Genomic DNA, 22,719 nt, shown 5'->3' on the forward strand with positions numbered 1-22,719 from the left:
GCAGCCGGGCGTCCGGTCCGCGCGGGAACCACACGTCCGCCCGGACCACTCCTTCCCCTCGTGGCGAGTGTTCCGTACCAAGGGGGACAGGGGTCCCCGCAGGCGCACATGGTGGTGTGCGGTGACGACGGGCTCGCGCACCGGCTGACCGCCGAGCTGCGCGGGGTCTACGGCGAGCAGGTCACCCTGGTCGTGCCGCCGAACGGGCGCACCGCCCGGCCCCCGGTCGTCGGCCGGGCCCGGGCCGCGTCGGCGGCGCTGTTCGACCGCGTGGTCAGCGCCGCGGTGGGCTCCGTCGGCCGGGCCGGCGGGACCGGGCAGCCCTCCGGTGCCGCCGCGGGCGCACAGGCCGGGGCGTCCGCCGGGCAGCGCGCCGACGGCGAGGGCGTGCTGGAGGCCGCCGAACCGACCGAGGCGGTGCTCGCCGAGGCCGGGGTGGCGCGGGCCGCCGCGCTGGCCCTCGTGTACGACGACGACGAGACCAACATCCGGGCGGCGCTGACCGCCCGCCGGCTCAACCCCCGGCTGCGGCTGGTGCTGCGGCTCTACAACCGGCGGCTGGGCCAGCACATCGAGGAACTCCTGGACCAGGCCGCCGCGCTGGCCGCCGGGGACGGGGAGGACGGTCCGGGCACCGGAGCGGAGACCTCCACGACCGTGCTGTCCGACGCCGACACGGCCGCGCCCGCGCTGGCCGCCACCGCCGTGGCCGGCACCGGCCGGGTCGTGCAGGCCGAGGGCCTGCTGCTGCGGGCCGTGGAACGGCCGCTGTCCGCGGACGGGTCCGGCACCGGGCTGTGCACCCTCGCCCTGCTCTCGGGCGGCGACCCGGCCGGCACCGGCGGCCCGGACGGTCCGGACGGCACGGGCGAGCAGCCGCGGCTGCTCCCCGACGACGACGAGGTGCGGCAGGCCGCCGGGCGGCACGCCGTGGTGCTGGAGCACGTCTCCTCCACGCACGGTGCGGAGTCCGCCGCGCCCGGCCGCCGGAGCACCGGCGTGATGCCGCTCGCCTCCTTCTTCTCCCGGCGGCTGCGCTGGTCCCTGGCCGGGCTGGTCGGCTGTGTGGCCGCCCTCGCGGTCGCCCTGTGGCTGGTCACCGGCATCCATCCGTTGCGCGCCTGCTACATCACCCTGCTGGACCTGTTCGCCATCGACGACCCCGCCCTCAAGGAGCCCCTCGGCCGGCAGCTGCTGCAACTCCTCTCCGCGCTGGTCGGACTGCTGCTGCTGCCGGTGCTGCTGGCCACCGCGCTGGAGGCGCTCGGCACCTTCCGCACCGCCTCCGCCGTGCGCAGGCCGCCGCGCGGACTGAGCGGTCACGTGGTGTTGCTGGGGCTCGGCAAGATCGGCACCCGGGTGCTGACCCGGCTGCGGGAGCTGGACGTCCCCGTGGTGTGCGTCGAGTCCGACCCGGAGGCGCGGGGCCTGGCCACCGCCCGTCGGCTGCGGGTGCCGGTGGTGCTCGGGGACGTCACCCAGGAGGGCGTCCTGGAAGCGGCCCAGATCCACCGGGCCCGGACGCTGCTCGCGGTGACCAGCGCCGACACCACCAACCTGGAGGCCGCGCTGTACGCGCGGACCGTACGGCCCGATCTGCGCGTGGTGCTGCGGCTGTACGACGACGACTTCGCCACCGCCGTGTACCGCACCCTCCGGGCCGCCTATCCGCACGCCCTGACCCGCAGCCGGAGCGTCACCCACCTGGCCGCCCCCTCGTTCGCCGGGGCGATGCTGGGACGGCAGGTGCTCGGGGCCGTCGCCGTGGAGCGCCGGGTGCTGCTGTTCGCCGCGGTCGACGTGGACGGGCACCCACGGCTCGAGGGGCGCACGGTCGACGAGGCGTTCCAGGCCGGTGCCTGGCGGGTGCTGGCGCTGCTGGGGCGGGCCGACACCCCTTCCGGTCATGTGCTCCGGAAGGGGGACCGGGTCGTCGTCGCCGCCACCCGCAGGGGGCTCGCGGAGCTGCGGTGAACGTCAGCCGGCGCTCCGGCCGGCCAGGTGCCGCTCCGCGAACTCCAGCTCCAGCCTCACCTGCTTGATCCGCTCGTCCACCACCAGCGAGCCGTGCCCCGCGTCGTACCGGTACACCTCGTGCACCGCGCCCCGCGCCTGGAGCCTCTTGACGTAGTTGTCGATCTGGCGGATCGGGCAGCGCGGGTCGTTGACCCCCGCCGAGATGTAGACCGGGGCCTCGACCCGGTCGACGTAGGTCAGCGGGGAGGACGCCGCGAAACGCTCCGGGACCTCCTCGGGGGTGCCGCCGAGCAGGGTGCGGTCCATGGCCTTCAGGGCCTCCATCTCGTCGTGGTACGCCGTGACGTAGTCCGCGACCGGCACCACCGCGATGCCCAGCGCCCAGGACTCCGGCTGGGTGCCGACGCCGAGCAGGGTGAGGTAGCCGCCCCAGGAGGCGCCGGTGAGGACCAGCCGGTCGGGGTCGGCGAGGCCGGAGGAGACCGCCCAGTCCCGGACCGCGGCCACGTCCTCCAGCTCGATCAGGCCCACCCGGTGCTTGAGGGCGTCGGTCCAGGCGCGGCCGTAGCCGGTGGAGCCGCGGTAGTTGACCCGGACCACCGCGTACCCGTGGTCGACCCAGGCGGCCGGGCCGGCCGCGAAGGAGTCGCTGTCGTGCCAGGTCGGGCCGCCGTGCAGGTCGAAGACGGTGGGCAGGGGGCCGGTGGCGCCGGCCGGCCGCTGGACCAGGGCGTGGACGCGGCCGCCGGGGCCCTCCACCCAGACGTCCTCCACGGCCACCGACGGCGGGCACGCCATGCCGGGCGGGTCCAGCACCACCCCGCCCGCCGTGGACCGCACCGCCGGCGGTTCGGCGGCCGACGACCACAGGTACTCCACGCTGCCGTCGGGGCGGGCCGTCGCGCCGGAGACCGTGCCGGGCGGGGTGGGGATGCGGGTCAGTTCGCGGGCCGCCAGGTCGTACCGGAACAGCTCGCTGCGGGCCTCGAAGCCGTGCACGACGAGCAGGGCGGAGCCGTCCGGGTACCACTCGGCGGCGACGTCGCCCGGCAGCTCCAGGTCCAGGTCCGTCTCCTCGCCCGTCGCCACGTCCCACACCAGCGGTTCCCAGCGGCCCCGGCGCTGGTGGCCGACGAGCAGCCGGGTGTCGCCGTCGACCGGGGCGAAGCCCAGCACCTCCAGGCCCAGCTCCTCGGTGCCGCCCTTGGTGTCGTCCAGCTCGGCGGCCGTCGTGCCGTCCGGGCGGAGCACGCGCAGGGCCGCGTGCATGGCGTCGCCGTGCTCGGTGTGCTCGACGGCGATCAGGGAGCCGTCGTGTGAGAGGTCGCCGACGCCCGCCGACTCGCGGTGGCGGTAGATCTCCACCGGCTCGGCGCCCTCCCGGGCCAGGTGGATCGTCGTGCCGTCCTCGTCCGTGGAGCGGCCGACGACCGCCGTGCCGCCGTCGCGGGACAGGGCCAGGCCGGCCGGGTAGGAGGGGGCGAGGCCGGGCACGGCCGGCTCGTCCGGACCGCCGGTGAAGGGCTGGCGGCGCCAGATGCCGAACTCGTCGCCGTCCTTGTCGTCGAACCACCAGATCCACGCGCCGTCCGGGGAGAGCACACCGTCCGTCGTGCCGTTCTGCCGGTGTGTCGCCTGCCGTTGCGCGCCCGTCGCCCGGTCCCAGGCGTACAGCTCGTACGTGCCCGTCGCGTTCGACACGAACAGGGAGCGGTCCGGCGCGTCCTCCGCCCAGTCGGGCAGCGAGACCCGCGGCGCCCGGAAGCGCCGCTCCCAGTCCGGCATGTCCGCTGTCGTCTCCGCTGTCCTGTTCTCACTCTTGGCCCCAGTCATGCGCCCATAGTGCCTGGCCGCGCCGACGATCGGGGAACACGGACGCCCAGCCTGTGGATAACTTCCCGGCCGCGGGCCGCCCGCGGGCCGGGCCGTGGGCCGACCCGCGGGCGGGCGCCCGGCGCGGGCGCCGTACCGTGGAGGGCGTGTACCGCTTTCTGCTGACACCCCGCTGGTGGGGCATCAACGTCTTCGTGCTGCTCGCCATCCCGTTCTGCGTCTTCATGGGGTCGTGGCAGCTGAGCCGGTTCGAGGGCCGGGTGCAGGACCACCGCGCCGCGACCGAGCAGGCCGAATCCGACGGGCACGAGGCGGCGCGCCCGCTGGAGTCGATGCTGCCCGTGGACAAGAGCACCTCGGGACGGCGGGTCACCGCGAGCGGGCGGTACGGCGAGCAGCTGCTGGTGCCCGGCCGGGAGCTGGACGGCAAGCGCGGCTTCTACGTCCTCACCCTGCTGCGCACCGGTTCCGGCAAGGCACTGCCGGTCGTCCGGGGCTGGCTGCCCGGTACGGCGGACCCCGCGGCGGCGCCCGCCGCGCCCGCCGGCGAGGTCACCGTCACCGGCGCGCTCCAGGCGTCCGAGACGCCGGGCGACAACGGGGTCGGCGCCGAGGGCGGGCTGCCCGCCGGACAGACCTCGGCGATCAGCTCGGCGTCACTCGTCAACCTCGTGCCGTACCGGCTGTACGACGCGTGGGTGACGCTGGACGAGGGGGACGCCGGGATGAAGGCCGTGCCCGCCAGCGCGCCCAGCGGTACGGGGCTGGACCTGAAGGCGTTCCAGAACCTCGGGTACACCGGGGAGTGGTTCGTGTTCGCGGGCTTCGTGGTGTTCATGTGGTTCCGGTTGCTGCGGCGGGAGCTGGAGTTCCAGCGGGACGCCGCGCTGGGCCTGGTGACACAGGAGCCGGACCGGACGCCGGTCGCGAGCGGCTGACCCGCGCCGGCCGCCCGCCGCCCGGCCGTCACGTCGACGCCAGCAGCCCCGTGTAGTAGACCGTGCCCGCGCACGCCCCCGGTACCACCGCCGTCGCCGACGGTGCGCCGCCCTGCGCCGTGTGGGTGACCGCGATGCTGCCGTCGGCCGTGCCGTCGGCGGTCAGCAGCTGGGGCGTCGGGGCCACCGCGCCCGTGGTGTCGGTCGTGGCGGCGCCGGTGGTACCCGCGTCCTGGCTGGGTGTCGGGTCCGGCGACGGGCCGCCCGTGTCGGGGCCGCCGGTGCTGGTGTCGCCACCGGTGGTGGGGCAGGTCTCGGAGGGCACGAAGGCGAACCTCTCCTCGTACGCCGCGCCGGGCTGGAGGACCAGCGTGGCGACCTCCAGGGACGGGTCCGGCAGGGCCGTCGCCGCGTCCCCGGCCACATGCCGGGCGGCACCGACCTTGGCCGGGTCGGCGGCGCCCTGCGCCGCGGGCGTGACGCTGCCGGGGCCGCCGACGGTGCAGGCCGCGCCGGAGACGTTGACGACGCGGAACGTGCCGGAGACGACGCCCGCGGAGTCGGGTGCGGTCACGGCGGCGGTGGCGGAGCCCAGCTGGGCCGCCGTGCACAGCGGGATGCCCACGGTCGGGGTGGCGGAGGGTCCGGCGCCGCCGGCGGCCGGACCGCCGTGGCCGGTCGCGTGGTCCTTCTCGCCGCTCCTGTCCGGCTCGTTGCCGGGTTTGACGGTCGCGCTCCCGTGGTGCTTGGGGCCGCCGCCCTTGTCGGAGGTGCCCTTGTCCGTCGACTGGCCGGTGCCGCCCTGGGCCTGGGAGGTCTGGCCGGCCATGGCGGTGTTGGGGTCGGCGCCGCCGGCGTTCGAGACGTGCACCAGGGCGGGGATCGCGGTGCCGATGAACAGGGCCGCGGCCGCCACGCCGACCACCGCCTGGCGCTTGCGCGCCCGGCGTGCCGGGACGGCCCGGCGCAGGTGCTCCAGCGTGCCCGTGCGCGGCTCGATGTCGTCGACCGCCGAGTGCAGCAGGTGGCGCAGGGCCAGCTCGTCCGAGCCGAGCCCGTCCGTCCCGTCGATACCCGGGCCGAGCCCCTGGGGGCCCTTGTCGTCGGGTCCGTGGTTCACAGTTCCGTTCCCAGCGTGCGTTGGCGTGTCCTCGTGCCCGTGCCGGTCCGTCGGCTCGCGCCAGGCGTAGGGCTCGTGCCGTTCATGGGAGAGCCGTCCACGGGAGTGCTCATGGGAGTGCTCATGGGAGTGCTCATGGAAGTGGCGTTCGTCGAAGTGGCCGTCACGGGGATCGCTCCCTTCGGCGTGGTCGCTCATGCCGGTGTCCCCATGGCCACCCGCAGCGCGGCGATGCCCCGCGAACCGTACGCCTTCACCGAGCCCAGGGATATGCCGAGCGTCTCGGCGACCTGGGCCTCGGTCATGTCCGCGAAGTAGCGCAGCACCAGGACCTCGCGCTGACGGCGCTGGAGGCCCTTCATCGCCTTGATGAGGTCCCGGCGCTCCAGCTGGTCGTACGCGCCCTCTTCCGCGCTCGCCATGTCGGGCATCGGCTTGGAGAGCAGCTTCAGGCCGAGGATGCGCCGGCGCAGCGTGGAGCGGGAGAGGTTGACGACCGTCTGCCGCAGGTAGGCGAGGGTCTTCTCGGGGTCGCGGACGCGCTTGCGGGCCGAGTGGACCCGGATGAAGGCCTCCTGGACGACGTCCTCGCAGGAGGCGGTGTCGTCGAGGAGGAGGGCGGCGAGACCGAGCAGCGAACGGTAGTGCGTCCGGTAGGTCTCGGTGAGATGGTCGACGGATGTCCCGGCGGCCTCGGTCGCCACGGCTCCCGCGGGCTCTTCGGCACCTTCGCGCTGACCGGGTATGCGGGTGGGCCGCGCTGCGGGCATGGGCGCGATCACCGGCATGCCGCCGGACGGGCGGGGCCGGAGCGCCGCACGGGGCCGCAGGGCCGCACCGCCGCGGGCCATACTGAGTTCGAGTACCTCTGCCACGTCAGTTGGACACGCTTCCCCCCTCGGGGGTTGTACGTGCCGGGCGTCACATGTGCGACAACCGACGGTGCCTCAATTGCCGTCATGCGTCCCGCTCTTCCCTTACGTCCCATTTGAACGGGCGTCCCCACGCCCCGATCACGGCGTCCCCACGCCAGGATCATCGCGTCCCGCGGTCCCTCAAGGGTGACCGCAAAGACGCTCCCCGCCCTCCGTACGGTTGCGGAGGGCGGGGAGGGAAATCCTCTGTCGCCGCGAGGGACGGTTCAAGGGGTTGGACCATGCTCCCGGCCACACTTTTACGAAGATCCTACAAAGCGGTCACGCGCGAGTGGTGACGTCCGCCGTCTCCGCCGCGATCAGCTCCGCGATCTGCGCACAGTTCAGCGCCGCGCCCTTGCGCAGGTTGTCCCCGCACACGAACAACTCGAGCGCCGCCGGGTCGTCCAGGGCCCGGCGCAGCCGGCCCACCCAGGCCGGGTCGGTGCCCACCACGTCGGCCGGGGTGGGGAACTCGCCGGCGGCCGGGTCGTCGCACAGCACCACCCCCGGCGCGGTCGCGAGGATCTCGCGGGCGCCGTCGACGCCGACCTCGCGCTGGAAGCGGGCGTGGACGGTCGCGGAGTGCGCGGTGACCACCGGCACCCGCACACAGGTCACGGCGACCGGCAGCGCCGGCAGGCCGAGGACCTTACGGGACTCGTCGCGGACCCCGGTCTCCTCCGACGACCAGCCGTCCTCGCCCAGCGCCCCGGCCCACGGGACGACGTTGAGCGCGACCGGGTCCGGGAACGGGCCGGTGCCGTCCCCGACGGCCCGCCGCAGATCCCCGGGGCCCGTGCCCAGCTCGGTCCCGGCCACCAGGGACAGCTGGGCGCGCAGCGCCTCCACCCCGGCCCGCCCGGCCCCGCTCACCGCCTGGTACGACGACACCACCAGCTCGCGCAGGCCGAACTCGGCGTGCAGCGCGGCGAGGGCGACGATCATCGTCAGGGTCGTACCGCCGGGACCGGCGACGATCCCGCGCGGGCGGGACCGTACGGCGTGCGCGTTGACCTCGGGCACGACGAGCGGCACGTCCGGGTCCATGCGGAAGGCGCCGGAGGCGTCGACGACCACGGCACCGCGCGCGGCGGCGGCCGGCGCCCACCGCGCGGCGACCTCGTCGGGCACCGCGAACAGCGCGATGTCGATGCCGGCGAAGGCGTCCTCCGCCAGGGCCACCACCTCGACCTCCTCCCCGCGCACGGCCAGCTTGCGGCCGGCCGAGCGCGGGGAGGCGATCAGACGGATCTCGCCCCAGACGTCCGCGCGCTGGGACAGGATGCGGAGCATGACCGTGCCGACGGCCCCGGTCGCTCCCACGACCGCGAGCGTCGGCCTGCCGGTCGGCACCATCAGCGGCCCGTGCCTCCGTAGACGACGGCCTCGTCGCTGTCGGAGTCGAGCCCGAAGGCGGTGTGCACGGCGCGGACGGCCTCCGGCACGTCGTCGGCGCGGGTGACGACCGAGATGCGGATCTCGGAGGTGGAGATCAGCTCGATGTTCACGCCCGCGTCGCTCAGCGCCTCGAAGAAGGCGGCGGTGACTCCCGGGTTGGTCTTCATACCAGCGCCGACCAGGGAGATCTTGCCGATCTGGTCGTCGTAGCGCAGCGAGTCGAAGCCGATGCCGGGGCGGTTCTTCTCCAGCGCGTCGATGGCCTTGCGGCCCTCGGTCTTCGGCAGGGTGAAGGAGATGTCCGTCAGGCCGGTGGAGGCGGCGGACACGTTCTGCACGACCATGTCGATGTTGACCTCGGCATCGGCGATGGTCCGGAAGATCGCGGCGGCCTCACCCGGCTTGTCCGGCACGCCGACGACCGTGATCTTGGCCTCGGAGGTGTCGTGCGCGACACCGGAGATGATGGCCTGCTCCACCTTCTGGTCCCCAATCGACTCACTGCTGACCCACGTGCCCTGGAGTCCGCTGAAGGACGACCGGACGTGGATCGGGATGTTGTAGCGGCGGGCGTACTCCACACAGCGGTGGAGCAGCACCTTGGATCCGGAGCTGGCCAGCTCCAGCATGTCCTCGAACGAGATCCAGTCGATCTTGCGGGCCTTCTTCACCACGCGCGGGTCGGCGGTGAACACGCCGTCGACGTCCGTGTAGATCTCGCAGACCTCGGCGTCGAGCGCGGCGGCGAGCGCCACCGCGGTGGTGTCGGACCCGCCACGCCCCAGCGTGGTGATGTCCTTCTTGTCGGCGCTCACGCCCTGGAAACCGGCGACGATGGCGATGTTGCCCTCGTCGAGGGCCGTCCTGATCCGCCCCGGAGTGACGTCGATGATCCGGGCCTTGTTGTGGACCGAGTCGGTGATGACGCCGGCCTGGCTGCCGGTGAAGGACTGGGCCTCGTGGCCCAGGTTTTTGATCGCCATCGCCAGCAGGGCCATGGAGATCCGCTCTCCGGCGGTCAGCAGCATGTCGAACTCCCGGCCGGCAGGCATGGGAGAGACCTGCTCGGCGAGATCGATCAGCTCGTCCGTCGTGTCGCCCATCGCGGAAACGACGACGACAACCTGGTTGCCGTTCTTCTTCGCTTCCACGATCCGCTTGGCGACGCGCTTGATGCCCTCGGCATCGGCTACGGAGGAGCCTCCGTACTTCTGCACGACAAGGCCCACGTGCGCTCCTCGCTCGGTTCGTTTGTGTCGGCTCAGTCTATCGAGTGTCCGAAATCCACCGGCCTGATCTTGGATGGTGAGACATCGGACGCTCGCTACCGGAACCTGCCCAGCGGGGTCCCGGGCACTCGGAACGTGCCCGGACTCACAGCCGCGCCGGCCGCTACCTCCCCGGCGGGATGCCCAGCGGGCCGCCGATCTCCCGTGCCATCACCCGGCCCGCCTCGAACTCCAGGGTCTCGTCGCCCAGGGCCGGCTGGTCGGTGTCCAGGCCGTCCAGCTCCTCCAGCGGCTGGTTCAGCCGCACGTGGATGAGGACGGACTGGAGGGCGCGCAGCATCGCGGAGGCCGTCGGACCCCAGTTGGAGAAGTAGGAGAACTGCCACCACCACAGCGCCTCGGTGGTCCGGCCCGCGCGGTAGTGGACCATGCCGTGCCGCAGGTCGGTGACGATGTCGGCGAGGTCGTCCGAGAGCCGGGCCGGCACCGGCGCCGTGCGCGGCTCGTACGGGTCGAAGACCTCGGAGTAGACGTCGACCGGCTCCAGCAGCCGGGCGAAGTTCTCGCGCAGCTCGTCCACGTCCGGCTCGGGCCCCGGGTCGGGCTCGTACCGCTCCTCGGGGACGATGTCCTCGTGCGCGCCCAGCCGGCCGCCCGCCAGCAGGAGCTGGGAGACCTCCAGGAGGAGGAAGGGGACCGCCGATTCCGGCTCGTCGCCTCTCGACACCTCCGTGACGGCCACCAGGAAGCTCTCCACCTGGTCCGCGATCTGGACCACGAAGTCGTCCGGGTTCTGCGCCGAGTCGTGCAGCGTGGCGTCAGACATCTAGCAGTCGTCTCCCCTCGAAGGCGCGGCCGAGGGTCACCTCGTCCGCGTACTCCAGGTCACCACCCACCGGGAGGCCGCTGGCCAGGCGGGTGACCTTCAGGCCCATGGGCTTGATCATCCGGGCGAGGTACGTCGCCGTCGCCTCGCCCTCCAGGTTCGGATCCGTGGCCAGGATCAGTTCCGTGACCGACCCGTCGGCCAACCGCGCGAGAAGTTCCCGTATACGCAGATCATCGGGTCCCACACCCTCGATCGGGCTGATGGCGCCGCCGAGCACGTGGTAGCGGCCCCGGAACTCACGGGTGCGCTCGATCGCGACGACGTCCTTCGGCTCCTCCACCACGCAGATGACGGCGGGGTCGCGGCGCGGGTCGCGGCAGATGCCGCACAGCTCCTCCTGCGCCACGTTGCCGCAGGTCGCGCAGAAGCGGACCTTCGCCTTGACCTCCATCAGGGCCTGCGCGAGCCGCTTCACGTCGGTCGGCTCGGCCTGGAGGACGTGGAAGGCGATCCGCTGCGCGCTCTTGGGACCGACGCCGGGCAGCCGCCCCAGCTCGTCGATGAGGTCCTGGACCACGCCTTCGTACAACGGACTGCCCTTCCTGGAGACCTTTCGGTACGTACGGTAGTCGGCTCCGGCCTTCGCCCGGAAGGCGGAGGCGTCAGAACGGCAGGCCCGGGATGCCGCTGCCGCCGCCCAGCCCCTGGGCCAGCGGGCCGAGCTTCTGCTGCTGGAGCGTCTGCGCGTTCTCGTTGGCCGCCTGGACGGCCGCCACGATCAGGTCGGCGAGGGTCTCCGTGTCCTCCGGGTCCACCGCCTTCGGGTCGATCCGGAGCGCGCGCAGCTCCCCCGAACCGGTGACGGTGGCCCGCACCAGACCGCCGCCCGCCTGCCCGTCGACCTCCGTGTTCGCCAGTTCCTCCTGCGCCCGCTGAAGGTCCTGCTGCATCTTCTGCGCCTGCTGGAGCAACTGCTGCATATTGGGCTGGCCACCGGGGATCACGATCAGCTCCTCGCCGTCTTCCGCGTCGTCGTCTCCGACGTTTTCTCGGTCGTCAACGAGCCTACGTGGTCCACGCGGCCACTGCCCCGCCACTCTTTCGAGTGGAAACCACGGCAGTCCTATACCTGATCAAGACCCTCTTCCGAGCGGAAAAGGCGGGAAAGCCCCTTCTCCGCCACCCGTTGGGCGGTAGGAAGGTGGCCGCGCGTCGGCAGGGAATGTCACGCAACGTGACCGGTCGTGATCAGTTGGGAGTGCCGGGTGGGTCAGCCGGAGATGCAGCCCGAGGGTCCGCCTCAGGACGGGCGGGGCGAGGGTGCGGCCGGGCTGCGGCCGGGCGATCTGACCGGGCGGGCCTTCCCGCTCGGGGACTGGGGGGAACCCGCCGAACGGCTGGACGAGCTGTACCGGTGGGTGGAGCGCCGGGCACTGGAGACGGCCGCCTGGTACCTGCGGGACCGGGTCTGGAAGCGGCGCGGGGCGCGCGTGCTGCGGGTCGGGGCGACGGCCGGAGCGGTGGCCGGGGCGGCCCTGCCCCTGCTGGACCTCACCGGGGCGGCCGACGGGGTGGCACCGTGGGGCTGTCTGGCGCTGCTGCTCGCGGTCGCCTGCGTCGGCACCGACCGGTTCTTCGGAGTCACGTCCGGCTGGATGAGGGACGTGGCCACGGCACAGGCCGTGCAGCGGCGGTTGCAGTTGTTGCAGTTCGACTGGGCGTCGGAGAGCGTGCGCGAGGTGCTGGGACCGACGGAGGGCACGGCGAGCGAGGCGGCCGAACGGTGCCTGTCGGTGCTGCGGCGGTTCTCGGAGGACATCACCGAGCTGGTGCGCACGGAGACGACCGACTGGATGGTGGAGTTCCGCACGGGATCGGCTCCGCTGGGCATCCAGACGGCGGTGGCGACGGTGCCCCGGCAGGAGACCGGCAGTACGGCGGGGCGGCTCCCGCTGCCGCCGGCCAACGGGACCCGCCCGAACATGCCCCGGCAGCGACCGCCGGAACCCCGGTAGGCACGAGCACGGCAGGGGCCGAGGTAAGCGACGGCAGGCACGACGTCACCGCCTGGTGTAGCCGGGCCCGCCGTCACCGCCTGGTGTAGCCGGGCCCGCCGTCACCGCCTGGTGTACGTCAGGCTTCCCCCGCCGTTCGCGATGGTCCGCTTCAGCCGTCCGTCCGGCAGCAGCGTGATCTCGGTGGCCTCGCCCGGGGTGCAGGCGGTGGCGGGCGTACCGGTGGTGACGGTGGACGGGCCGATCTCCAGCGGTCCGCCGCCGGGCCGCCCGGTGAGCCGGGCCTCGAAGACGCAGTGGTACGACCCGCCGCCCTCGGCCGGACCGTCCGCGACCAGCGTCAGCACGGCGTCCCCCACCTCGCCCTGCCGGATGGTCAGCTCGCGGCTGTTGGTGCCGTCGGCGTTGCCGATGACCGCCCGCCAGGTGCCGAGGTAGGCGTCCGGGACCGTCCCGGAGGCGGACGCCGACGCCTCCGGCGCGGTCGGGGTGGGCGCGGCGGAGGTGGCCGGGGGCGCGGAGCCGTGGACGGGCTCCGGGCCGGCCCCGCCGCCGCCCTGGTCGTCGGTGCCGCCACCGTTCATCAACGCGTACACCGAGCCGCCCGCGCCCAGCGCCACCACCAGCGCGATCAGGACGAGCAGCACGGTGGACCGCGCGCTGCGCCGCTCCGGCTCCGCCGGCTCCATGGGCACACCGACGACCGATGGTCCGTACGGCGGGGTGGAGCCGGGCCCGCCGGCCAGGGGGTGGTGGTACGACTGCTGTCCCCCGCCGCCCCACGAACCGGCACCGGCCCGCTGCGGATACCCGTACCCGTACGGGGGCTGGGAGTGCGGTGCCCCGTACGGCGCCGGGGGCGCGGCCCCGAACCCGGGCGGCATCGGTGGCGCACCGGCCGGCGGCGCCTGGCCGGCGGCGAGGGCGGACCGGTGCCCGGCGGCCCCCGGTCCCCCGTCGGAGACAGCGGCGTGCTCGGGCGACCCGCCGGCACCGGAGGGCACCGCCCCCGCCATGTCCCCACCGGCGGCCGCGGCCGGACCCGCGCCCGCGCCCACACCCGCCGACGGGGCCGGCACCGGCGGTGCGAGCGGGAAACCGTCCCCCGGCGCATCCGCACCCGCGGCGGCCCCCGCGTCCGCCGGCTCCCCCGGGCCCCCCTCCGGGCTCTCCACCTCCAGCAGCCGCACGGCGTGCCGCCCGAGCTGCGCGACCAGCGAACCCGGCAGCCAGGGGTCCCGGGACCGTCCGCCGATCACGGTGTCCTCCACCCCGGTCCGCTCCAGGATCACGTCCGGCGAGGGCCGGCTCCCCGGGTCCTTGCGCAGGCACTCCCGCACCAGGTCGGCGATCCCCTCGGGCACGCCCGTCAGGTCCGGCTCCTCCTGCGCGATCCGGAACATCAGCGCGTGCGCCCCGCTGTCGGCGCTCCCGAACGGCGTCACCCCGGTCGCCGCGTAGGCGAGCACGGAGCCGAGGCAGAACACGTCGCAGGCGGGTGTGACCCGGTCCCCGCGCACCTGCTCGGGCGCCATGAACCCGGGCGAGCCGACGAGCGACCCGGTCCGCGTCAGCCCCTCCGCGCCCGGCGCCGCCGACTGGAGCGCCCGCGCGATCCCGAAGTCGATCACGCGCGGCCCGTCGATGGTCACCAGCACGTTCGACGGCTTCAGGTCCCGGTGCACCAGGCCGGCCGCGTGGATGTCCTTCAGCGCGTGCGCGAGTCCCGCCGCCAGAATCCGTACCGACCGCTCGGGCAGCGGCCCGTGATCGTGCCCCACCACCCGCTGGAGGCTCGGACCGGCCACGTACCCGGTCGCCACCCACGGCACGGCCGCCTCGGTGTCGGCGTCCAGCACGGGCGCCGTCCAGTGCCCGCCGACCCGGCGCGCGGCCTGCACCTCCTGCCGGAACCGCGCCCGGAACTCCTCCTGTTCGGCCAGTTCCCGCCGGACGACCTTCACGGCGACGGTCCGCCCCCGGTCGGAACGGGCCAGGTACACACGGCCCATGCCGCCCGCGCCGAGCCGCGCCAGCAGCCGGTACGTCCCGATCCGCCCCCAGCCGCCGGCCGGCGCCCCCGGCGGGTCCTCCGGTCCCAGGTTCTCCATCCCCGTGCCGCCCTCCCCATCGGTCCCGACGACCGAGAATAGTGGCCGGGCCCGGACCGGTGTCCGGGTTCCGTAACGGGCGCGGCGCCCGCCGGCGCTGCCGGTCCGTCGACAACCTGTCGCGGATTGCGCCCGTCCACGGAACAAGACGCCGATGTCGCTTCCGCATCGCGGACATTTACCCTCACCGGCATGACCCCTCAGCCCAGCCCCGATCAGCCCAGCCCCGCAGCCGGCGCCGCGGTGAAGGCCGCGGACCGCGCGCACGTCTTCCACTCCTGGTCCGCCCAGGACCTCATCGACCCGCTCGCCGTCGCCGGCGCCGAGGGCTCGTACTTCTGGGACTACGACGGCACCCGGTACCTGGACTTCACCAGCGGTCTCGTCTTCACCAACATCGGCTACCAGCACCCCCGGGTCGTCGCGGCGATCCAGGAGCAGGCCGCGCGGATGACGACCTTCGCGCCGGCCTTCGCCGTCGAGGCGCGCTCGGAGGCGGCCCGGCTGATCGCCGAGCGGACCCCCGGCGACCTGGACAAGATCTTCTTCACCAACGGCGGCGCGGACGCCGTCGAGCACGCGCTGCGCATGGCCCGGCTGCACACGGGCCGCCCGAAGGTGCTCTCGGCGTACCGCTCGTACCACGGCGGCACCCAGCAGGCGATCAACGTCACGGGGGACCCGCGCCGCTGGGCCTCCGACGGCGCCGCCGCCGGTGTCGTCCACTTCTGGGCGCCGTTCCTCTACCGCTCCCGCTTCCACGCCGAGACCGAGGAGCAGGAGTGCGCCCGGGCGCTGGAGCACCTGGAGACGACGATCGTCTTCGAGGGCCCGGCGACGATCGCCGCGATCATCCTGGAGACCGTCCCCGGCACCGCCGGGATCATGGTCCCGCCGCCCGGCTACCTGGCCGGCGTCCGGGAACTGTGCGACAAGTACGGCATCGTGTTCGTGCTGGACGAGGTGATGGCCGGGTTCGGCCGGACCGGCGAGTGGTTCGCGGCCGACCTGTCCGGCGTCGTACCGGACCTGATGACCTTCGCCAAGGGGGTCAACTCCGGTTACGTGCCGCTCGGCGGCGTGGCCATCTCGGGGGAGATCGCCGAGACCTTCGGCAAGCGCCCCTACCCCGGCGGTCTCACCTACTCCGGCCACCCGCTGGCCTGCGCCGCCGCCGTCGCCACGATCAACGTGATGGCGGAGGAGGGCGTCGTGGAGAACGCCAGGCGCCTCGGCGAGACCGTCGTCGGCCCCGGCCTCGCCGCACTGGCCGAGCGGCACCCAAGCGTCGGCGAGGTGCGCGGTGTCGGCATGTTCTGGGCGCTGGAGCTGGTGAAGGACCGGGAGACCCGCGAGCCGCTGGTGCCGTACAACGCGTCCGGCGAGGCGAACGCCCCGATGGCCGCCTTCGCCGCCGCCGCCAAGCGGCACGGCGTGTGGCCCTTCGTGAACATGAACCGCACCCACGTCGTCCCGCCGTGCAACGTCACCGAGGACGAGCTGAAGGAGGGCCTCGCCGCGCTGGACGCCGCGCTGGCCGTGGCCGACGAGCACACCGTGTGACCGCACCGGCGGCGGGGGACGGACGGTAGCCGAACCGCGGCTGCCACCCGACCCGTTCGAACGCGTAAGGTGGCGTGCTCGTAAGAGAGGAGGGACCCGCGGTCCGCGCGGGTCCGGACGGGTACGCCACCCGGACGTGTGAGGAGAGGCACGGACCATGCCCGGCAACGGCACCGTGACGCGCAGCACCCTGCGCCAGCAGATCGCGGACGCGCTCCGTGACGAGGTGCTGGCGGGACGGCTGCGCCCGGGCCGGGCGTTCACCGTCAAGGAGATCGCCGACCAGTACGGCGTCTCCGCCACCCCCGTCCGCGAGGCGCTGGTCGACCTGTCCGCGCAGGGCGTCCTGGAGGCCGACCAGCACCGCGGTTTCCGGGTGCCCGAGTACTCGCTCGCCGACTACCGGAACATGATCGAGGCCCGCGGCCTGGTCACCGACGGCATGTTCCGGGTCCTCACCGCCGACCACCCCGCCTTCCGCACCCCGCCCGAGGACCCCCGCACGGCGGCGGCCCTGGCCACCGTGCGCCGCCGCGGCGAGGAGGCCCAGCGGGCGGCCACCGCCGGCGACCTGACCATCCTCGTCGGCTACGACCTGCGGTTCTGGCGCGAGCTGAGCGCCCTGTTCGGCAACCCCTACCTCGGCGACTTCCTGCACCGGCTGCGCGTGCAGTCCTGGGTCTGCGCGGTGCAGCACCTGCTCCGCCTCCCCGATCTGCGCGGGCGGCTGTGGGCGGGGCACACCGAGCTGGTCGACGCGCTGGCCCGCCGCGAGACCGGGGCCGCCCGCGCGATCGTCACCGCCTCCAACGCCCACTCGCTGGCCCTGCTGGAACACCTGGCCGACGGGTAGACGGCCGATACGCCCCCGTAAGGGGCAGCCGCCCCCCGCCGGTACCGACTACCCTTCCCTGACCACCCGCTGCCGTGCGTGACGGCACGCCGCCGATGGAGGAGCCTTCTTTTGGCCTGTGACCTGTGGCTGGTACCGCTCGTGGACGTGTTGTGCCACACCCCGGACAATCCCTTCGCCGAGGAACTCGCGCAGTACAATGCGGCGCTGGCCGCGGCCGGCCTGCCGCCGGTGCCGGTGTACCAGTACATGCCGGGCCTGTCCGGCGACGTCGCCCCGGTCGCCGGGTTCGACTACGACGCCCTGCACTTCCTGCGCCGCGCCTACCTGCTCCAGGTCTGCGGGCTGCCGGTGACGCCGGTCGACGAACTGGGCGGCGACTACGAGCAGTTGCTGGAGATGTTCGAGTCCACGGCCCAGCAGTCCCACCTGGTCTGGCACTACGACCACGCGGGCGCGTACGTCCCCGTGGACTTCCCGCACCCGCTGTCGAACGACGAACTCCTCGCGGGCGGCGGCCCGCTGGGCAGTTCCCAGAGCCTGCTGCGCGAACTCCAGTACGTGGCCCCGTCGATCGGCATCGACCCGGCCAACCCGCCGGCGCCGCCCACCCCGCCGGCGGCCCCCACCGAGCTGGAGGAACCGGCCGCCTCGCCGCCCTACGACCCCAGCCCCTTCGCCCGCGAGCGCCACGTCTGGCTCGGCCTCCACGCGGCGGCGACCCGCTCCCTGGCCCAGGGCTCGATGATCGTGTTCAGCTGACCGCCGGACCGGTCCGTCAGTGCCCGGGGCACAACGGCTAAGCGCCCGCCGGTCGGCCAGGGTGGCGGATCGGCGGGCGCTCGCACGGGGCGCCTACAGGGCCTACAGGGCCTACAGGAACGAGTTGATCTCGATCGTCTCGTCCCGGCCCGGGCCCACGCCGATCGCGGAGATCGGGGCGCCGGACATCTCCTCCAGCGCCTTGACGTAGTTCTGGGCGTTCTTCGGGAGGTCGGAGAAGGACTTCGCCTTGGTGATGTCCTCGCTCCAGCCGGGCAGGGTCTCGTAGACCGGCTTGGCGTGGTGGAAGTCGGTCTGCGAGTAGGGCAGTTCCTCGACCCGCTTGCCGTCGATCTCGTACGCCACGCAGACCGGGATCCGCTCCCAGCCGGTCAGCACGTCCAGCTTGGTGAGGAAGAAGTCGGTCAGGCCGTTCACCCGGGTCGCGTAGCGGGCGATGACCGCGTCGAACCAGCCGCAGCGGCGGTCACGGCCGGTGGTCACGCCCCGCTCGCCGCCGATCCGGCGCAGCGCCTCGCCGTCCTCGTCGAAGAGTTCGGTGGGGAAGGGGCCGGCGCCGACGCGGGTCGTGTACGCCTTGAGGATGCCGATGACCCGGCTGATCTTCGTCGGGCCCACGCCGGCACCGGTGCAGGCGCCGCCCGCGGTCGGGTTCGAGGAGGTGACGAAGGGGTACGTGCCGTGGTCGATGTCGAGCAGGGTGCCCTGGCCGCCCTCGAAGAGCACGACCTTGTCCTGCTCCAGCGCCTGGTTGAGGACCAGGACCGTGTCGGCGACGTACGGCTTGATCTGCTCGGCGTAGCCCAGCAGCTCCTCGACGACCTGGTCGGCGGTGATCGCGCGCCGGTTGTAGAGCTTGGTGAGGATCTGGTTCTTGACGTCGAGCGCCGCCTCCACCTTCTGGTGCAGGATCGACTCGTCGTACAGGTCCTGGACCCGGATGCCCACGCGGTTGATCTTGTCGGCGTAGGTCGGGCCGATGCCGCGGCCGGTGGTGCCGATCTTGCGCTTGCCGAGGAAGCGTTCCGTCACCTTGTCGACGGTCACGTTGTACGGCGTGATCACATGCGCGTTACCGCTGATCAGGAGCTTGGACGTGTCGACGCCGCGCTCGTTCAGACCGCTCAGCTCGGAGAGCAGGACCGACGGGTCGACGACGACGCCGTTTCCGATGACCGGCGTACAGCCGGGCGACAGGATTCCGGAAGGGAGCAGGTGGAGGGCGTACTTCTGGTCACCCACGACTACCGTGTGGCCGGCGTTGTTGCCGCCCTGGTAGCGCACCACGTAGTCGACGGATCCACCGAGCAGGTCCGTCGCCTTTCCCTTGCCTTCGTCACCCCACTGAGCACCGAGCAGCACAAGTGCGGGCACGCGCGTACACCCCTTCCGGGCGGGGCATGTCCAAGGTCGGGGGCAGGGGCGTAACGTTCACCGCCGCGTACCACCGCGACCGTCTTCGGTCGCACAACCGTCGGACCGGATGCCCCGGAATAGACGAAGCCCCTGGCGCAATAGCGCAAGGGGCTCTTGCACAAAGATGCTACCCGAGGAAGCGAGGCAGGACCGAGGTGGCGACTTCCGCGACGTCCGATCAGCTGCTGGTGATCATCGATCCGGCGGCACGGCAGGCGGACGGGGAGTCCGTGCGCATCGCGAAAGACGTGCTCAGCGCGGGTGCGGCGGCCAAGGTGTGCCTCCCGGACGGCCCGGAGGAATTCGCCCGCGCACTGGGCCGCAGGGGGTCCCGGCGGCCGGTCGTGGTCGGCGACGGCAGGGCCCTGGCGCGGACCGTCGCCCTGCTGCACCGGCAGCGGGAGCTGGCCGGATGCGCGCTGTCGGTGGTGCCGGTGGGGGACACCGCGCTCGCCGAGTCGCTCGGGGTGCCCGGGGGCGCGGTGGCGGCGGCGCGGGCGGTCCTGGACGGCGTGGCGCGGCGGCTGGACCTCCTGGTCGACGACAGTGACGGCGTGGTGCTGGGGGCGCTCGGCATCCCGCCGCTGACGGTGGGGCCGGCGGCCGGGCCGGTGCCGTCCGCCGCGGACCGGCCCTGGTACCGCTCGCTGGTCCGCACCCTGGCGCCCCGGCCCGCCCGGCCGCCCGCGGCGCCCGCCCCCTGCCCGTCCCGGCTCCGGGTGGAGGTCGACGGGGAGACGGTGGTCGACCTCGACCAGCCGGTGGAGGCGGTGTCGGTGACACCGGGCTCGGACGGGGTGGCCGCGGTACGGGTACGGCCGCTGTCGGTGGGCGCGGCGGCGGCCCCCCTGCTGGCCTCCGGCCGCACGGTGACGGTCACCGGGACGGACTTCCGCTACCGGGCGGACGCCACGGTGTCGGGGCCGGTGCGCCGGCGGACCTGGCGGGTGGCGGAGGGCGCCTGGGCGCTGGTGCTGCCCGCCGAACGGTGACCGTACGCCGTACGGGCCCGGCCTCTTTCCGCACGGCGGCTCGCACGGCCCTCCGCACGGCGAAGCGCCCGCGTGTTCGCCGTACGCCCTGCGGCCCGCCCTCCGCACCGGGGGTTCCGCGCCCTCGGCCGGGGCGTCACCTCAGCTCCACGCCCAGCCCCTCCAGCCCCCGCATCACGAAGTTCGGCCGGCGCCGCGGTTCCGCCGCCAGGGACAGCGTCGGGGCCCGCCGGAGCAGGGCCGTCATGGACGCCGCCAGCTCCAGGCGGGCCAGGGGCGCGCCGACGCAGTAGTGGATGCCCGCGCTGAAGGAGATGTGCGGGTTGTCCGCGCGGGCGAGGTCCAGCCGGGCGGGGTCGGCGAAGACGGCCGGGTCGTGGTTGGCGGAGCCGAAGAGCAGCGCGACCTCCGCGCCCCGGGGGACGGTCGTGCCGTCGATCTCGATGTCGTCCAGCACCCAGCGTTCGAAGAGCTGGAGCGGGGTGTCGTAGCGCAGCAGCTCCTCGACGGCGGTGGGGACCAGGGAGTGGTCGGCGCGCAGCGCGGCGAGCTGGCCGGGATGGCGGAACAGGGCATACCAGCCGTTCACGGTGGCGTTGACCGTCGCCTCATGGCCCGCGTTGAGGAGCAGGACCACCGTGGAGACCAGCTCCTGCTCGGTGAGCCGGTCGCCCTCGTCGTGGGCCGCGATCAGGCCCGAGATCAGGTCCTCCCCGGGGTCCGCCCGGCGGGCCGCGATCAGTTCGCGCAGGTAGGCGGAGAACTCCTCCGACGCCCGTACCGCCCGGCGCGCGGTTTCCGGGGAGGGGTTCAGCTCGTACATCCCGCAGATGTCCGCCGACCACGGCCGCAGCGAGGCCCGGTCCGCCTCGGGGATGCCGAGCAGCTCGGCGATCACCGCGACCGGCAGCGGCTCCGCCAGGTCGGTGAGCAGGTCGCCGCCGCCGTCCCGGACGAGGGCGCCGACCAGGTCGTCGGCCAGCGCGTGGACGTACGGCGCGAGCCGCTCCACCGTGCGCGGGGTGAACGCCTTCGACACCAGGCGCCGGATCCGGGTGTGGTCCGGCGGCTCCAGGTCGAGCATGCCGTGGTCGTTGAGGGTGTGGAAGGGCTCGTGCTCCGGCGGGGGCGGGGTCCGGCCGAACTCCTCGTGCGTGAACCGGTGCCGGTAGGAGCGGCCGAGGCGGCGGTCCCGCAGCAGCGCCGAGACGTCCGCGTGGTGCGGGACCAGCCACTGGTCGGTCGGCTCGTACCGGATCACCCGGCCGCGCGCCCGCAGTGCGGCGTAGGCCGGGCGGGGGTCGGCGACGAACGCCGGGTCCCAGGGGTCGAAGGCGGGGTCCGCGGCAGCTGTCATGGACGGACGCTAGCCCGGCTCACCCCGGGGTGACCAGCCTCGCCTCGTACGCGAACCCGCGGCTGGTGCCGGCGGCCCGGGCGGCGTCCGGTGGCGGCCCTGACCGAGCTGCGCCGGGTGCTCGAACGCGCCGTCCGGCGGACGCGGCGGCGCCCCTTGCGTCTGGGTCGTCTCGGTCACGGGGAGAACGGTAGGCGCCCGGGCGGGCCGCGGTCGTCCCCAGTGAGACGGGTCCCGCGGCCTCCTTCTCAGGTACTACGGGCCGCGCGGTGCCCGGGGAATCACCAGGCCAGCTGGGCGATCTCCTCGGTCGCCACCGCGCAGGCGTCGGCCGCCGGGTCGATCAGCGGGAAGTGGCCCACGTCGGCCAGGAGCGTCAGCCCGACCATCTCCCCGGCCTTCGCCGCCGCCTCCGCGTACGCCTCGGCCACCCGGGGCGGGACCACCAGGTCGGCACGGCCCTGGACGACGGTCGTGGCGATGCCCGTGGGCAGCAGGAGCGCGGGGTCCGCGTACGGGCGGCGCCCGGCGAAGTGCTCCGGTCCGCCGAGGAGTTGCAGGGACGCGTGCGCGCACGCGCCCAGTTCCTCGGCCACCTCGAAGTCCGCAATCGGCGCGAGCGCGACGACACCGCGCAGCTCGGCCGGGGAGTCGGTGCGCCAGGGGGCGTCGGCGGGCAGCACGTGCCGGGCCGCCGCCCACAGGGCCAGGTGACCGCCGGCCGAGTGGCCGGACAGCACCGTACGGCGGGGGTCCGCCTGCGGCAGTGCCTCGCGGGCCAGCGCGGGCAGGGCGTCCATGGCCGCCGCGACGTCGTCGAAGGTGTCGGGCCAGCGCCCGGCGGGCGGTACGTCCCCGTCGTCGGTCCCCGGGCCGGGGACCGGCGGCCCACCGCCGCGCCGGTACTCGACGCTGGCCACCGCGAAGCCCTGGCGGGCCAGGTGGCCGGCGAAGGGGGTGAGGTGACGCCGGTCGTAGCGGGCGCGCCACGCACCGCCGTGCAGGAGGACGACCAGCGGGGCCGGGGAGCCGGGCGGGGCGCTGTCCCGACCGGGGCGGGGGGCGTAGAAGTCGATCACCTGGTCGGGGTGGTCACCGTAGGCGGCGGTGGCGTCGGGGTCGACCGGGGGGTGCGAGAAGGCCGACTCCTCCTCGGCGGCGGCGCGGGCGGCTGCGGCGTCGTCCGGCATGCTCCAACCTCTCAGCGACGATGGGGTACCCCCCAGGCTCTCGGCGCTGGGCGAGGGTGCGGCGGACCAGGTGGGGCACCGGCCGTTGGCGGGGACGGTACCAGGCCGGTGACGTGCGCGGACACGGGCAGGTCGGGCACGCGAAAGCGGGACGGTTCCGTGGGGCGTGGGGGGGCGGGAAGGACGGGACCGGGTCCC

The 22,719-nt window shown here is 74.0% G+C and carries 19 protein-coding genes; 7 read left to right on the forward strand and 12 right to left on the reverse strand.

Going from position 1 to position 22,719, the window contains the following annotated elements; genetic code table 11:
• The first annotated feature begins 108 nt into the window (after positions 1-108).
• The gene (locus tag IF37_RS0100535; protein ID WP_030734259.1) at positions 109-1,974 is read left to right on the forward strand and encodes a TrkA family potassium uptake protein; all 1,866 of its coding nucleotides are present in this window, start codon (positions 109-111) and stop codon (positions 1,972-1,974) included.
• A gap of 3 nt (positions 1,975-1,977) precedes the next feature.
• On the opposite strand, the gene IF37_RS0100540 is transcribed toward IF37_RS0100535, so the two are convergent.
• A complete protein-coding gene (locus IF37_RS0100540) occupies positions 1,978-3,810 on the reverse strand; it encodes a prolyl oligopeptidase family serine peptidase (protein WP_037855301.1) in 1,833 nt (610 codons plus the stop codon).
• A 146-nt stretch (positions 3,811-3,956) separates the two neighbouring features.
• On the opposite strand from IF37_RS0100540, the gene IF37_RS0100545 reads away from it, so the two are divergent.
• On the forward strand, positions 3,957-4,748 hold the full coding sequence (locus IF37_RS0100545) for an SURF1 family protein (RefSeq protein ID WP_173456647.1): 792 nt from the start codon (positions 3,957-3,959) through the stop codon (positions 4,746-4,748).
• A gap of 28 nt (positions 4,749-4,776) precedes the next feature.
• Here the strand turns inward: IF37_RS0100545 and IF37_RS0100550 are convergent, their stop codons facing one another.
• The 7 genes from IF37_RS0100550 to IF37_RS0100580 form a co-directional block, all read right to left on the reverse strand.
• Entirely contained in the window at positions 4,777-6,066 is a 1,290-nt protein-coding gene (locus tag IF37_RS0100550) for a hypothetical protein (RefSeq protein WP_253915586.1), read from the reverse strand.
• Positions 6,063-6,719: a SigE family RNA polymerase sigma factor gene (locus tag IF37_RS0100555; RefSeq protein WP_106981686.1), complete on the reverse strand. Its 657-nt coding sequence runs from the start codon at positions 6,717-6,719 to the stop codon at positions 6,063-6,065. The genes IF37_RS0100550 and IF37_RS0100555 overlap by 4 nt, the downstream gene beginning before the upstream one ends.
• A gap of 345 nt (positions 6,720-7,064) precedes the next feature.
• Complete coding sequence (locus IF37_RS0100560; RefSeq protein WP_030734272.1) at positions 7,065-8,141, reverse strand: aspartate-semialdehyde dehydrogenase; 1,077 nt, start codon at positions 8,139-8,141, stop codon at positions 7,065-7,067.
• A complete protein-coding gene (locus IF37_RS0100565; protein ID WP_030734275.1) occupies positions 8,141-9,412 on the reverse strand; it encodes an aspartate kinase in 1,272 nt (423 codons plus the stop codon). The genes IF37_RS0100560 and IF37_RS0100565 overlap by 1 nt, the downstream gene beginning before the upstream one ends.
• Before the next feature lie 163 nt (positions 9,413-9,575).
• Positions 9,576-10,238, reverse strand: coding sequence for a DUF5063 domain-containing protein (locus tag IF37_RS0100570; protein WP_030734278.1), 663 nt, complete (start codon positions 10,236-10,238; stop codon positions 9,576-9,578).
• Positions 10,231-10,830 (reverse strand): recombination mediator RecR, encoded by a 600-nt coding sequence (gene recR / locus IF37_RS0100575; RefSeq protein ID WP_030734281.1) that lies wholly within the window; start codon positions 10,828-10,830, stop codon positions 10,231-10,233. Before recR ends, IF37_RS0100570 begins: the two co-directional genes overlap by 8 nt.
• Before the next feature lie 73 nt (positions 10,831-10,903).
• Entirely contained in the window at positions 10,904-11,245 is a 342-nt protein-coding gene (locus IF37_RS0100580; protein ID WP_037855302.1) for a YbaB/EbfC family nucleoid-associated protein, read from the reverse strand.
• A gap of 261 nt (positions 11,246-11,506) precedes the next feature.
• On the opposite strand from IF37_RS0100580, the gene IF37_RS0100585 reads away from it, so the two are divergent.
• Positions 11,507-12,256 carry an SLATT domain-containing protein gene (locus IF37_RS0100585; protein ID WP_030734288.1) on the forward strand — a complete coding sequence of 250 codons (750 nt, stop codon included), beginning with the start codon at positions 11,507-11,509 and terminating at the stop codon, positions 12,254-12,256.
• Positions 12,257-12,357: 101 nt separating this feature from the next.
• On the opposite strand, the gene IF37_RS0100590 is transcribed toward IF37_RS0100585, so the two are convergent.
• Positions 12,358-14,367: a serine/threonine-protein kinase gene (locus tag IF37_RS0100590; RefSeq protein WP_030734291.1), complete on the reverse strand. Its 2,010-nt coding sequence runs from the start codon at positions 14,365-14,367 to the stop codon at positions 12,358-12,360.
• Positions 14,368-14,559: 192 nt separating this feature from the next.
• Between IF37_RS0100590 and IF37_RS0100595 the strand changes: the two genes are divergently transcribed.
• The 3 genes from IF37_RS0100595 to IF37_RS0100605 all read left to right on the forward strand — a co-directional run bounded on the left by IF37_RS0100595 (position 14,560) and on the right by IF37_RS0100605 (position 17,545).
• Positions 14,560-15,930, forward strand: a complete 1,371-nt coding sequence (locus IF37_RS0100595; RefSeq protein WP_030734294.1) for an aspartate aminotransferase family protein — start codon at positions 14,560-14,562, stop codon at positions 15,928-15,930.
• A 157-nt stretch (positions 15,931-16,087) separates the two neighbouring features.
• On the forward strand, positions 16,088-16,783 hold the full coding sequence (locus IF37_RS0100600) for a GntR family transcriptional regulator (RefSeq protein ID WP_030734297.1): 696 nt from the start codon (positions 16,088-16,090) through the stop codon (positions 16,781-16,783).
• 111 nt (positions 16,784-16,894) lie between these two features.
• Entirely contained in the window at positions 16,895-17,545 is a 651-nt protein-coding gene (locus IF37_RS0100605; protein WP_030734300.1) for a hypothetical protein, read from the forward strand.
• Positions 17,546-17,656: 111 nt separating this feature from the next.
• Here IF37_RS0100605 and IF37_RS0100610 read toward each other — a convergent pair whose 3' ends face one another.
• Positions 17,657-18,940 carry an adenylosuccinate synthase gene (locus tag IF37_RS0100610; RefSeq protein WP_030734303.1) on the reverse strand — a complete coding sequence of 428 codons (1,284 nt, stop codon included), beginning with the start codon at positions 18,938-18,940 and terminating at the stop codon, positions 17,657-17,659.
• Positions 18,941-19,137: 197 nt separating this feature from the next.
• Between IF37_RS0100610 and IF37_RS0100615 the strand changes: the two genes are divergently transcribed.
• The gene (locus tag IF37_RS0100615; protein ID WP_030734306.1) at positions 19,138-19,974 is read left to right on the forward strand and encodes a hypothetical protein; all 837 of its coding nucleotides are present in this window, start codon (positions 19,138-19,140) and stop codon (positions 19,972-19,974) included.
• Positions 19,975-20,110: 136 nt separating this feature from the next.
• Here IF37_RS0100615 and IF37_RS0100620 read toward each other — a convergent pair whose 3' ends face one another.
• Complete coding sequence (locus IF37_RS0100620) at positions 20,111-21,331, reverse strand: cytochrome P450 (protein WP_030734309.1); 1,221 nt, start codon at positions 21,329-21,331, stop codon at positions 20,111-20,113.
• Positions 21,332-21,612: 281 nt separating this feature from the next.
• Positions 21,613-22,521, reverse strand: coding sequence for an alpha/beta hydrolase (locus tag IF37_RS0100625; RefSeq protein ID WP_030734311.1), 909 nt, complete (start codon positions 22,519-22,521; stop codon positions 21,613-21,615).
• Positions 22,522-22,719: the final 198 nt, after the last annotated feature.

This window comes from Streptomyces sp. NRRL S-31, from assembly GCF_000718775.1.
In the GTDB taxonomy this organism is placed as follows: domain Bacteria; phylum Actinomycetota; class Actinomycetes; order Streptomycetales; family Streptomycetaceae; genus Streptomyces.